Annotated in this window: 9 protein-coding genes and 1 pseudogene; 7 read left to right on the top strand and 3 right to left on the bottom strand. The window is 59.3% G+C overall.

What is annotated here, in order from left to right:
• Positions 1 to 37 precede the first annotated feature (37 nt).
• The gene (gene nadC, locus AC07UI_RS26885) at positions 38 to 886 is read right to left on the bottom strand and encodes a carboxylating nicotinate-nucleotide diphosphorylase (protein ID WP_494995339.1); all 849 of its coding nucleotides are present in this window, start codon (positions 884 to 886) and stop codon (positions 38 to 40) included.
• 363 nt (positions 887 to 1,249) lie between these two features.
• On the opposite strand from nadC, the gene AC07UI_RS26880 reads away from it, so the two are divergent.
• From AC07UI_RS26880 to AC07UI_RS26860, 5 genes and pseudogenes are all read left to right on the top strand, one after another.
• Positions 1,250 to 3,169, top strand: a complete 1,920-nt coding sequence (locus AC07UI_RS26880) for a DUF1631 domain-containing protein (protein WP_494995338.1) — start codon at positions 1,250 to 1,252, stop codon at positions 3,167 to 3,169.
• Positions 3,170 to 3,231: 62 nt separating this feature from the next.
• Positions 3,232 to 3,792, top strand: coding sequence for a 1,6-anhydro-N-acetylmuramyl-L-alanine amidase AmpD (ampD, locus tag AC07UI_RS26875; protein ID WP_494995389.1), 561 nt, complete (start codon positions 3,232 to 3,234; stop codon positions 3,790 to 3,792).
• Entirely contained in the window at positions 3,789 to 4,625 is an 837-nt protein-coding gene (gene ampE, locus AC07UI_RS26870; protein WP_494995337.1) for a regulatory signaling modulator protein AmpE, read from the top strand. Before ampD ends, ampE begins: the two co-directional genes overlap by 4 nt.
• A 253-nt stretch (positions 4,626 to 4,878) precedes the next feature.
• Positions 4,879 to 5,970, top strand: a pseudogene (locus AC07UI_RS26865) (methyl-accepting chemotaxis protein); the annotation flags it as partial.
• Positions 5,947 to 6,876 carry a methyl-accepting chemotaxis protein gene (locus AC07UI_RS26860; protein WP_494995388.1) on the top strand — a complete coding sequence of 310 codons (930 nt, stop codon included), beginning with the start codon at positions 5,947 to 5,949 and terminating at the stop codon, positions 6,874 to 6,876. The pseudogene AC07UI_RS26865 and the gene AC07UI_RS26860, both read left to right, overlap by 24 nt.
• A 75-nt stretch (positions 6,877 to 6,951) precedes the next feature.
• Here the strand turns inward: AC07UI_RS26860 and AC07UI_RS26855 are convergent, their stop codons facing one another.
• Positions 6,952 to 7,740 (bottom strand): TatD family hydrolase, encoded by a 789-nt coding sequence (locus AC07UI_RS26855; protein WP_494995336.1) that lies wholly within the window; start codon positions 7,738 to 7,740, stop codon positions 6,952 to 6,954.
• Between the two features lie 2 nt (positions 7,741 to 7,742).
• Complete coding sequence (cra, locus tag AC07UI_RS26850; RefSeq protein ID WP_494995335.1) at positions 7,743 to 8,738, bottom strand: catabolite repressor/activator; 996 nt, start codon at positions 8,736 to 8,738, stop codon at positions 7,743 to 7,745.
• A 295-nt stretch (positions 8,739 to 9,033) separates the two neighbouring features.
• On the opposite strand from cra, the gene ptsP reads away from it, so the two are divergent.
• Both ptsP and pfkB read left to right on the top strand, forming a co-directional pair.
• On the top strand, positions 9,034 to 11,895 hold the full coding sequence (gene ptsP, locus AC07UI_RS26845; protein ID WP_494995334.1) for a phosphoenolpyruvate--protein phosphotransferase: 2,862 nt from the start codon (positions 9,034 to 9,036) through the stop codon (positions 11,893 to 11,895).
• A complete protein-coding gene (gene pfkB / locus AC07UI_RS26840; RefSeq protein WP_494995333.1) occupies positions 11,895 to 12,836 on the top strand; it encodes a 1-phosphofructokinase in 942 nt (313 codons plus the stop codon). Before ptsP ends, pfkB begins: the two co-directional genes overlap by 1 nt.
• Positions 12,837 to 12,839: the final 3 nt, after the last annotated feature.

The raw sequence follows: 12,839 nt of genomic DNA, 5'->3' as shown, positions 1-12,839 counted from the left end.
CCAGCGCCAGCCTCATTGAGGCTGGCGTTTTGCTACATCAGAGACTCAAGCGCATCGACAGGTCCACGGCCTTCACATCCTTGGTCATTGTACCGATAGAAATGTAATCCACGCCGGTTTCGGCGATTGGGCGCAAGGTGCTTTCGCTGATCCCGCCGCTTGCCTCGAGTTTGGCTTTGCCAGCGTTAAGGCGCACAGCTTCGCGCATGTCGTCGTGGCTGAGTTCGTCCAGCATGATGATGTCGGCACCGGCAGCGAGTGCTTCTTTCAATTCCGCAAGACTTTCCACCTCTATCTCTACCGGTTTGCCTGGGGCGATCCTGTGCGCAGCAGCGATTGCCTGGGCGATGCCCCCGCAAGCGGCGATATGGTTTTCCTTGATCAGGAACGCGTCATACAGACCGATGCGATGGTTGTGGCAACCACCGCAGGTCACCGCGTATTTCTGTGCCAGACGCAGACCAGGCAGGGTCTTGCGGGTATCCAGCAGCTTGACCTGGGTGTCGGCAACCTGGTCGGCGAAGTATTGCGCGCGGGTGGCGACTCCGGACAGTAATTGCAGGAAGTTCAGCGCGCTGCGTTCACCGCTGAGCAGCGATCGAGCGGGGCCTTCGAGGTGGAACAGCGCCTGATTGGGGCTGACGCGCTCGCCGTCACGCACCTGCCAGTGCACCGCGACCCGCGGGTCCAGTTGCCGAAATACCGAGTCGACCCAGGCGGTGCCGCTGATGACGGCCGCGTCGCGCGTGATGATGGTGGCTTTGGCAAGGCGTCCGGTCGGGATCAGTTGTGCGGTGATGTCACCGCTGCCTATGTCTTCAAGCAACGCACGGCGCACGTTGGCTTCGATTTCGGCGGTCAGGTCGGCGAGACGTAGATTCGGCATAACGGGCTCCACAAACAAAGTGGCCCGATTATAGGGCCATGCCGTGAGCTAACCCAAGGCGACATACACCTTCACTTCGCTCTGAACCCTGCATTTGGTCGCTTCAGCTAAGCCGTCAGGTTCGGGCGAGGGACGAGTTTGAGGGGCTGCTTCAAAATGAAGTGCAGGGTCTGCTGGCACAAGTGGCATCTTTTACCAGATAATCTGCCTTGTAATTGACGTCATGGCTTTGACGTCGCTGTGTTCTTTCGATCGATGAATTGCCGCGCAGTGCATCCGTACCCGCCCCAAACCGGGCCGCGCGCGTTGCAGGCTGCCGATCATTTACACAGAACCGAAGGATGACCGTTTCAGGAGGCTTGGATGCACAATGACGGGAAGGTAGTGCCTTTGCACAAGGCTGCTACTGATCAGGCGACTCACTCGCCGCTCGCCCGCCTGCCAGTCATTCTGCTCCAGGTTCGCGACAAAGCCGCGCAGCAACTCAAGCATGGCCTGCAAGCGTTGTTCGATAATGCCTATGACACTTTGTTCGAAATGGCTGACAGAGCTCAGAACAATGTTGACCAGAGCACGTTCTTCGAAGCCATGCGCGATTTGCGTCTCAAGCGAAAAAGCATTGAGCGTGGCTTTCTCGAGAAATTTTTCGAGGCCTTTGCCGGCCTTGCTCAGTACGACATAACGCAAACGGCGTTTCCCCGGTCGGTGCTTTGCGACCCATTGCTACAGGCTCCCAACGACGAGCTGGAACTGACCGTAGCGTTGGAGGCCATGGTCGCCAAGGCGCTCAGTCGTGACGGCTTTGCCCTGGGCCAATTGACCGCGCGTTTGAGTGCGTTGCTCGGCAAGCGTCTCGATGATCAGCACAACCCGATGGGGCCGGCCATGCTCTGCGAGCATTTCCTGGAGGCCGGGCGCAATCTGGGTGTGGAGACCAAGGTCAAGTTGATCATTCTCAAGCTGTTCGAGAAGTATGTGCTCAGCGATGGTGACCAGCTCTATGCTGAAGCCAATCAATTGTTGATAGTCACTGGCGTACTGCCCGAACTCAAGGCCGCTCCCACCCGCCGGGGTTCCGAGCGGGCCGCCGTCAACGCCAGTGCCGTGCAAACCGACCCTGGCACGACCAAATCCAGCGGCGCACAGATCGACAAGGGGGGGCAGGAGGTTTTCGCGGCGTTGCAGGAACTGCTTTTACACGTCAGAGGCAGCGTTGCACCGACCTTCGAAGTCAGTGCGCAGACTCAGCCTATTTCGACCCGGGATTTGTTGCGCCTGCTCTCGCATCTACAGCAGTACGTACCAGGGCCCAGTACTCAGGATGATTTCGATCTGCGTAATCAGCTTGAGCAATTGCTGACCCGAGTCAGCGTCAAAAGCGGCAAGTCCAGGGTCGTCGGCGTCGCTGATGAGGATGTGATCAACCTGATTGCGATGCTTTTCGAGTTCATCCTCGGTGATCGCAATTTGCCCGATTCGCTCAAGGCGCTAATCGGCCGCTTGCAGATCCCGATGCTGAAAGTCGCGGTGCTGGACAAGAGTTTTTTCAGTCGCGGCAATCATCCGGCCCGGCGCCTGCTCAATGAAATTGCCGCCGCCGCGGTGGGCTGGGGCGAGTGCGATGACTACCAGCGCGACAGTCTGTACCTGCGTATCGAGCAGCTCGTGCAGCGGCTGTTGAATGACTTTGTCGATGACCCGGCGATCTTCTCCGAGCTATTGGCCGATTTTCTGGCCTTCACCGCTGACGAACGCCGTCGCAGCGAATTGCTGGAGCAGTGCACCCGTGATGCCGAAGAAGGCCGCGCCAAAATGCAACTGGCCCACCAGTGTGTCGAACAGGAGCTGAATCAGCGGCTGTCGGGCCAGGAGCTTGAGAAGAGCCCGGCTATTGTGGGCAATGATGATTTGCCGACGATGGTTGAGGTAGTCCAGAAGATTGTTCTGAGGACCGCCGACGAGGGGCCTGTCGACGTTGCCGCTGTGCGCCTGGACAAGGATGACGCGGGCCTGCTTGAGGTTAATCAGCTGCGGCCAGGGTGTTGGGTCGAATTCCAGGAAGACGATGAAAATACGGCTCGATGCAAACTGGCAGCGATCATCCAGCCATCCGGCAAGTACATTTTTGTCAACCGTACCGGCATGAGAGTACTGGAGCGAACCCGCACCGCGCTGGCGCTGGAGTTCCACTGCGGGGCTGTTCGAAAACTGGATGACACCTTGTTGTTCGACCGGGCGCTGGAGTCGGTGCTTGGTAACTTGCGTCGACTCAATCGCAAGTGATCGCAACCTGAGTGCTGATCGCGGCATACTGGGCCATCAAAGTCGTTGTTCAAGGAATCTGTATGCAGTTGGACCCCGCTAGCGGTTGGTGTCAGGGCGTGCGTCATTGTCCGTCGCCAAACTTCAATGCGCGCCCCACAGGCGAGATTTCCCTGCTGGTGATCCACAACATCAGTCTGCCGCCGGCGCAGTTCGCAACGGGTAAAGTGCAGGAGTTTTTCCAGAATCGCCTGGATGTCACGGAGCACCCTTATTTTGCAGGGATAGCCGATCTGCGCGTGTCTGCGCATTTTTTGATCGAACGTGACGGTGCGATCACTCAGTTTGTCTCCTGTCTTGAGCGTGCCTGGCACGCGGGCGTCTCACGCTTCGATGAGCGGGAAGGGTGCAATGATTTTTCTTTGGGCATCGAATTGGAAGGTACTGACGAGTTGCCATTCACCGATGCTCAATATCAGGCGTTGATTGCCTTGACCCGGCAGTTGCAGAGCGCCTACACGGCGATCACTGTGCAGCGCATCTGCGGTCATAGTGATATTGCTCCCGGGCGAAAAACCGATCCGGGGCCGGCATTCGACTGGGTACGCTTTCGTGCAGCCTTGGATAAAGGGGACGAACAATGAGTTTTCTGGTGTTGCTGCTGGCGGTTTGGGTCGAAAAATTCTCGGCCTTGCGTCATCAGGTACAGCGCGACAGTGGATGGTTACGCGAGTTGGCCAAGCTTGAGGCCAGTCCGCGACTGACGAACCGACCCTGGTTAGTGTTAGCGCTGCTGGTTTTACTGCCGGTTACGGTGCTGGGATTAGGGCTGGTGGTGCTGGAACCGGTGTTCTACGGTTTGTTGGCGTTACCCGTTCATCTGTTAGTGGTGATTTACAGCCTGGGACGCGGCGACTTGTTGGGTGCTCTGGGGCCGTTTCGCGATGCCTGGCGTCGTGAGGACCTGCAAGCAGCGGCTCATGTTGCCAAGCGTGACCTGGATATTTGCGCTGACAGCGGCGAACAGTTGCTTGGGCGGGTTCAAGGATACTTGCTGTGGGAAGCCTATCAGAGCTTTTTTGCGGTGATTTTCTGGTACTTCCTGCTCGGTCCGGTCGCGGCGTTGAGCTATCGCTTGCTGGCATTGGCGGCTGAGCACGGGAAAAATCCGGCGCTGGCCGAGCGCGCCGAGCAACTGCGTCATGCCTTCGATTGGTTGCCGGTGCGATTGTTGGCAGCAAGCTTTGCGCTGGTGGGCAACTTTGTTGCGGTCAGCCGGGTGATGTTGCATGAGTTGCTCAACTGGAACATCAGTGCCGCTCAGTTGCTGGAGAAAGTCGGCCTGGGGGCTGGCGAGATCCCGGCACCAATGGTCGGCGCGGATGGTATTACCAGTCTGGACCGGTTATGGGAACTGCTGCTCCGGGCTGCGGTGCTTTGGTATGCCGGCTTTGCACTCTGGACTGTGTTTCTCTGAGACGTGCACAAAACCTGAGGTGAGAAAAACATTGCGGCGAGAGGGCTTAGCCCCTCGCCACAAAGGAGCTTCCCCCGTTCACCAGACCGATACTCACGCGGTTAACTTTAAGTTACAAAACCTCCCTTTGATTTGAGCTATACAGACGTAGCGCCGAATAGTGGCTATCTGCTGTCTTCGCGTGCCTGCCAATAAAAATAAAAGAAAAGGGAGACTTTCAGTGAAGAGCTTGCTCTATCCCGCTGTAGCGCTGATGAACCGCCTGAGCTTCGGTATGAAGTTCAGCCTGATCAGTGTTCTGTTTTTCCTGCCGATGCTGGTGACCAACTTCTATCTGGTCCGCGACTCCTATCGCGAATTCCAGGGCACCCAGGTCGAATTGCAAAGTCTTGACCTGTTGGGCAGCAGCCTGACGCTACGGCGTGATCTGGAAACCCTGAATAACCTGGTGCAGATCAATGTCACCCTTGGCCAGTCCGGCAAAGCGGGAGATGTCGAGCCGAAGATCAGCGGCCTTGAACAGAGCGTCCTGGAACGCATGAAGGGGCTGGCGGCTGTGACCATCGACCCCGGGCAGATCAGCGTTTTCGATGGCAAACGCGATGAAATGATTACGGCCTTCAAGGCTCAGCAAGCCGAAAACTCTTTGCAAAGCAAAAGCGCGTTGATCGGCAAGTTGCTCGGCAGTGCGCAAGTGTTCAGCCAGATTATCGCCAGCCAGTCCGGCTTGAGCCGCGACAATCAAAGTGACATGCGCCAATTGAGTGAGTTGATCACTGGGGTCACCCCGCAAGTCACGCAAATCCTGGGCGAAGGCCGGGCCATAGGCAGCTATTCGCTGGGGTTGGGTTTCCTCAATTCGTCGTCGAGCACTCGTTTCGATGAGCTGTTACAGCAGATTGAAAAGCTCCAGGCCGAGTATGGCTTGAAGCTGCAGGATGCTTTGGGCTCGAGCAAAGCGGCCCACGACGCTCTGGACCCATTGGCCAGCGCCAGCAGAGCGACGCTCAAGCAAGGTAGCGAACTGTTCGAAGAGCAGGTGGTGATGGCCGATACCCTCGATGCTCCCTGGCAAGCTTTTTACGATCATGTCAGCGGATTAATGGCGCAGACCTACCAACTCAATGAGGCCACGTTGAAGTTCCTTGGTGCGCAATTGCAGCAGCGTCTGGAGCAGAACCGCACGCAGATGGTGGCGTTGGTGGTTGCACTGGCCGCGGTGTTTTTATTGATCGTTTACCTCTACGGCGGTTTCTACGCTTCGACCCGCACTACCCTCAAACGCCTGGGAGCGGTGATGGATAAGGTCGCGGCGGGGGACATGACTGTCACTTTCACCGCCCACAGTCGCGACGAGTTGGGTGAATTGGGCAATGTGTTCAACGGTACCGTGGCGAAAATCCATGACCTGATCGAACTGGTGGGCAAGACCGTCAGTGAAGTCGAGCGTCAGGCCGGTCAGGTTGAATCGGTATCGGCTCGCAGCAATCAGGCCGTCGCCGGTCAGCGCAGCCAGATTGAACAGGTTGCCACGGCCATGAATCAGATGTCGGCGACTGCCCAGGAAGTGGCCCGTAGCGCAGCGGCGGCGGTCAGTAGCGCCCACAGCGTGAACGACGAAACGGTCAGCGGCCGTGGTTTGGTGGTGTCTCAGCAGGGCAGCATTGCTCAGCTGGCCGGCGAGATTGACCAGTCAGTATTGGTGATCAATCAGTTGGCGAGTGACAGCCAATCCATCAGCCGTGTACTTGAAGTGATCAAAAGCATTGCCGAGCAGACCAACCTGTTGGCGCTCAATGCGGCCATTGAGGCGGCGCGTGCCGGTGAACAGGGGCGCGGTTTTGCTGTGGTGGCCGATGAGGTCCGGACATTGGCCAAGCGTACTCAGCAATCGACTGAAGAAATCGAGCAAATGATTGCCAGGTTGCACAGCGGTGTCGGCGCGGCGGTGAAAGCCATGGGTGTTAGCCATCAGATGGCCAACGGAACGGTCAGCCAGTCGGAAAAGGTTCAGCAGGCGCTGGAAAACATCCTTGGAGCAGTAGGGATGATCGTCGATCAGAACCAACAGATCGCAGCGGCAGTCGAGCAACAAACCGCAGTGGCCCACGATATCGATCAAAACATCGTCGAGATCAACCGCGCCGGCGAGCGCACCGCTGAAGGTGCGCACCAGACCGAAGATGCCAGCCGTCAGCTTTCCGCACAGGTGGTGCAATTGAAGGCGTTGATCAGTGCGTTCCGGGTTTGAGGTCGGCAGCCATCATTGAGTGGGCAGCTTCCAGGCCATGTGGCGAGTGAGCATGATCCTGTAGGCTGCCAAGGCCTATTGCGACTGATTCCAGTTGAACAAATCACAGGCGTTGGCAGTGCTCGCCGCCGCCAGTTGCTGGGGGCTGATGGCCATGATTTCGGCCAGCGCCGAACAGATCGCCGGTAAGTGCTGCGGGCTGTTGCGCTGGCCTGGATACATGGCGGGCGCCATATCCGGCGAATCGGTTTCCAGCACGACGGCATCCAGCGGTAAGCCTTTGATGACTTTGTGCATGCGCAGCGCCTGCGGCCAGGTCGCGGCGCCGCCCAGGCCCAGTTTGAAACCGAGTTTGATGTATTCGCGGGCCTCTTCCTGACTGCCGGCAAAGGCATGGATGATGCCCGCGCGCTTCAAGCGAAAACGTTTGAGGGTCGCGATTGTGGTCGCATGGCTACGGCGGACATGCAGCAGCGCCGGTAACTGAAAATCTGCCGCCAGTTGTAACTGCGCTTCAAACAGCGCTTGTTGCCGTTCGCGGTCGAGATGTTCGAGAAAATAATCGAGACCGATCTCTCCCACCGCACACAGCTGCGGATGGCCGGCCAGACGGGTCAGCCAGTCGCCAAGCTCGGTCAGGTCCGCCGGGCGATGCTCATCAAGGTACGCTGGATGCAAGCCGAACGCGGCATGCAGGTCCGGGTCGCTTTGCACCAGATCCCATACCCGCTGCCAATTTCGCTGATAAACCCCCAGCACCACCATTCGTCGCACCCCGAGGATGCGGCTGTCAGCCAGCAGCGCTTGGCGATCTTCGTCGAAATCCGGAAAGTCCAGATGGGTATGGCTGTCGATCAGCTCCACGTTCACGCCTCGTGAATACGCTGCTTGAAGGTCCGCGCGATGGCCAGGACACCCGGTTGGTAGTGTTGTTCTTCAATCGCCGCCAACGCCAGTTGCAGCGCTTTGTCCGCGATCAGTTGATGCTGCTGGGCCATGGCGTTCACCGGCAGCGGCAGGAAGTCCAGCAACTGGGTGTCGCCGAACGTACCGAGGCGCAGCGGTCGGGATTTGAGCGGGAAGTCATGCAGCGCATCGAACACGCCCTGGAGCAGCACATAGGAGGTGGTTACCAGCGCATCGGGTAAGTGGCCGAGGCGTTGTAGTAACTCCTCCATCAGCTGTCGTCCGCAATCGCGACTGAAGGCTTCGCCGTGCTCGATCAGGATCTTGCCGTCAAATCCGGACAAGGCCTGCTTGAAGCCTGCTGCACGTTCCTGGCTGATGCTCAGCTCGGGACGCGCACCGATGAGCGCGATCTGCCGAGGTGCGGGTTGCAACAGACTGCGGGTGAGTTGCAAGCTGGCTTCTTGATCATCGCTGATCACCGAGCAGAAATGCTCGGGCTCCATGACCCGGTCGATGGCAATGATCGGCAGGCCCTTGGCCTGCAACTGGCGATAGCTGTCATCATCGGGCGGCAGGCAGCTGGCGACGAACAATGCATCGCAACGTCGGGCGCGGAATAATTGCAGCAATTGTCGCTCGCTGTCTGGCGCATCGTCGGAACTGGCAATCAATAACTGATAGCCGCGTGCGCGGGCACCTTGTTCGAGCAATTTGGCGATCCTGGCATAACTGGGGTTTTCCAGGTCGGGCAGGATGAAACCCAAGGTACGCGTATGCCGGCTGCGTAGCCCGGCCGCTTGTGGGTTAGGCGTGAAGCCATGTTGTTCGACCACCGCCTGCACACGCTCGACGGTGCTGCGGCTGATCCGTTGTTGTTCGGCCTTGCCGTTGATGACATAGCTGGCGGTGGTGACAGACACACCGGCCAGTTGGGCGATATCACTGAGTTTCAACCCGGGATTTCCTTGTTGTTTTGGAGCTTGCCCCGACATTTTGTCCAATCGTAACCGAAATGAGGGGGCGACCATCGTCGCAACTGCGACCGACAGATAGGGCTTCAAGGATGAGCGATTATCGAGTAACGTGCCAAACATTCTAGATTAAACGTTTCAGCAAGCGTGTTTTCAGGGGTATAAAGGAGTTGGGCCGGTTCTGCCGAGAAGCCGCCCGAGGCTGTTCTGACAATAAGCCTAAGCTGATTCATTCAAAACAATACCTAGCGCGAACTTGCGCTAAATAGGAGAAAGCATGCTCGAGCTCACCATAGAGCAGATATCCATGGGCCAGTCGGCTGTGGATAAGTCCGCGGCACTGCACCTGCTTGCCGAACATCTTGTCGCTGATGGCCTGGTCGAAGAGGGTTACCTCGGCGGTTTGCAGGCGCGGGAAGCCCAGGGCTCGACCTTTCTCGGTCAAGGTATTGCGATCCCCCATGGCACCCCTGAAACCCGCGATAAGGTGTTCACCACCGGTGTGCGCCTGTTGCAGTTCCCGGAAGGGGTGGACTGGGGTGATGGCCAGATCGTCTATCTGGCGATCGGCATTGCCGCCAAATCCGATGAGCACCTGCACCTGTTGCAACTGCTCACCCGCGCCCTGGGTGAAACCGATCTGGGCCAGGCTCTGCGCCGCGCCAGTTCCGCCGAGTCCCTGTTGAAGCTGCTGCAAGGTGCGCCGCAAGAGTTGGCGCTGGATGCGCAGATGATCGGGTTGGGCGTGCCCGCCGAAGATTTCGAAGAGCTGGTTTGGCGTGGCGCGCGTTTGCTGCGTCAGGCCGACTGTGTGAGCAATGGTTTTTCCGCAGTGCTGCAACAGGTTGAAGCACTGCCGCTGGGCGACGGCCTGTGGTGGTTGCACAGCGAACAGACGGTCAAGCGTCCAGGCCTGGCCTTCGTCACGCCGGACAAGCCGATCCGCTACCTCGGCCAACCGCTGAGCGGTCTGTTCTGTCTGGCCAGCCTGGGTGAAGCCCACCAAGCCTTGCTCGAACGCCTTTGCGCGTTGCTGATTGAAGGTCGCGGCCACGAGTTGGGACGAGCTACCAGCAGCCGCGCGGTCCTGGAAGTACTCGGTGGCGAATTGCCGGCGGACTGGCCGAGCGCCCGGATCGCCTTGGCCAATGCCCACGGCTTGCATGCGCGTCCGGCGAAGATTCTGGCGCAACTGGCGAAAAGCTTTGAAGGCGAGATTCGCGTGCGGATCGTCGACGGCAAGGACAGTGCGGTGTCGGTGAAGAGCCTGAGCAAGTTGCTCAGCCTCGGCGCCCATCGTGGCCAGGTGCTGGAGTTTATCGCTGAACCGAACATCGCTGCCGATGCCTTGCCCGCGTTGCTGGCGGCCATCGAAGAAGGGCTTGGCGAAGAAGTCGAGCCGTTGCCGGCGGTCAGCGCACCGCGTGAAATCGTCGCTGAAGTGGAGCCGGTGCTGGTAGTTCCGGCCTCGGGCAGTCTGATTCAGGCGATAGCCGCCGCACCCGGGATTGCCATCGGTCCGGCCCACATTCATGTTCTGCAGCCGATCGATTACCCGTTGCGTGGTGAGTCCGCCGCCATTGAACGTGAGCGTCTGAAACAGGCGCTGGCCGATGTCCGTGGTGACATCGAAGGGCTGATTCAGCGCAGCAAGGCCAAGGCCATCCGCGAGATTTTCATTACTCACCAGGAAATGCTCGACGATCCGGAGCTGACCGACGAAGTCGACACTCGCCTCAAGCAAGGTGAAAGCGCCGAGGCTGCATGGATGGCGGTGGTCGAGGCAGCGGCCAAACAACAGGAATCGCTGCATGATGCGCTGCTGGCCGAGCGTGCGGCGGACTTGCGAGATGTCGGTCGCCGGGTGCTGGCGCAGCTGTGTGGCGTCGAAACCCGGGTCGAACCTGAGCAACCGTACATTCTGGTGATGGATGAGGTCGGCCCCTCGGATGTGGCGCGTCTCGATCCAGCGCGGGTTGCCGGGATTCTTACCGCTCGTGGTGGCGCCACCGCCCACAGTGCGATTGTCGCGCGGGCGCTGGGCATTCCAGCGCTGGTCGGTGCCGGCGCTGCGGTATTGCTGCTGGCGCCAGGCACGCCCCTGTTGCTCGACGGTCAGCGTGGCCGCCTGCATGTGGACGCCGATGCCGCAACATTGCAGCGCGCCACCGTAGAGCGCGATACCCGCGAGCAACGTCTGCAAGCCGCAGCGGCCCAGCGCCACGAACCGGCGTTGACCACCGATGGCCACGCCGTTGAAGTGTTCGCCAATATCGGTGAAAGCGCAGGTGTCGTCAGTGCCGTGGAGCAGGGCGCCGAAGGCATTGGCTTGCTGCGCACCGAACTGATTTTCATGGCCCACACGCAAGCGCCGGATGAGGCGACCCAGGAAACCGAATACCGCCGTGTGCTCGATGGTTTGGCCGGCCGGCCTTTAGTGGTGCGTACCCTGGATGTTGGCGGTGACAAACCGCTGCCTTACTGGCCTATCGCCAAGGAAGAAAACCCTTTCCTCGGTGTTCGCGGCATTCGTCTGACCCTGCAACGTCCGCAGATCATGGAAGCCCAGTTGCGCGCCTTGCTGCGCGCCGCTGATAACCGGCCGCTGCGGATCATGTTCCCGATGGTCGGCAGCGTCGATGAGTGGCGCCAGGCCAGGGACATGACCGAGCGCCTGCGTCTGGAAATCCCGGTGGCCGATCTACAATTGGGGATCATGATCGAAGTGCCGTCGGCGGCGTTGCTCGCTCCGGTATTGGCCAGGGAAGTGGATTTCTTCAGCGTCGGTACCAATGACCTGACCCAATACACCCTGGCCATCGACCGCGGCCATCCGACGTTGTCGGCCCAGGCCGATGGCTTGCACCCAGCCGTGTTGCAACTGATCGACATCACCGTGCGTGCGGCCCATGCCCATGGCAAATGGGTCGGCGTGTGTGGAGAACTGGCGGCTGATCCGTTGGCCGTACCAGTGCTGGTGGGGCTTGGCGTGGATGAATTGAGTGTCTCGGCGCGCAGTATTGCCGAGGTCAAGGCGCGGGTTCGCGAGCTCGGTTTGAGCCAGGCAAAAATCCTTGCTCAGCAGGCGTTGGCCGTGGGCAGCGCCAATGAAGTGCGTGCTTTAGTGGAGGCACTGTAGTGGCTAAGATTCTTACCCTTACCCTGAACCCGGCGCTGGACCTCACTGTCCAGTTGGCCTGCCTGGAGCCCGGTCAGGTCAACCGCAGTGATGCCATGCACACCCACGCCGCCGGCAAGGGTGTGAACGTGGCGCAGGTGCTGGCCGATCTCGGGCATCAGCTGACCGTCAGCGGTTTCCTCGGCGAAGACAATCTACAGGCCTTCGAAACCCTGTTTGCCCGGCGTGGTTTTGTCGATGCGTTCATTCGCGTGCCCGGAGAAACCCGCAGCAATATCAAACTGGCTGAAAGCAATGGGCGTATCACCGACTTGAATGGGCCGGGCCCGCTGGTCAGTGAAGCCGCTCAACAGGCGCTGCTTGATCGTCTCGATCAGATCGCCGTCGGGCATGATGCGGTAGTGGTCGCTGGCAGTCTGCCGCAGGGCGTCAGTGCGCAGTGGTTGCAGACGTTGCTGATCCGCCTGAAAAATCTCGGCTTGAAAGTTGCCCTGGATACCAGCGGCGAAGCCTTGCGTGCAGGGCTCGCGGCAGGTCCATGGCTGGTCAAGCCCAATACTGAAGAGCTGGCCCAAGTGCTGGATTATCCGGTCGTGTCGGTGGCTGCGCAAACCGAGGCGGCAAGCCGGTTAAGGGCGCAAGGTGTCGAGCATGTGGTGATTTCCCAAGGTGCCGACGGTGTGAACTGGTTCAGCGTCGGTTGTGCCTTGCAGGCACTGCCACCGAAGGTCCGTGTCGCCAGTACCGTCGGTGCTGGCGATTCATTGCTGGCGGGGATGCTGCACGGTTTGCTCAGTGCTCATACCCCTGAACATACCTTGCGCACGGCCACCGCGATTGCCGCCATGGCCGTTACCCAGATCGGTTTTGGAATCAACGATGCCGCGCAACTGGCGCAGCTCGAACAGGGTGTTCGTATTCATCCCCTGACAGAACAATAAGAG

It is taken from the genome of Pseudomonas sp. GW821-FHT04C07 (genome assembly GCF_059420325.1).
Note: the sequence above shows the minus strand (reverse complement) of the source record. Positions and strands in the feature narration are given on the sequence as shown.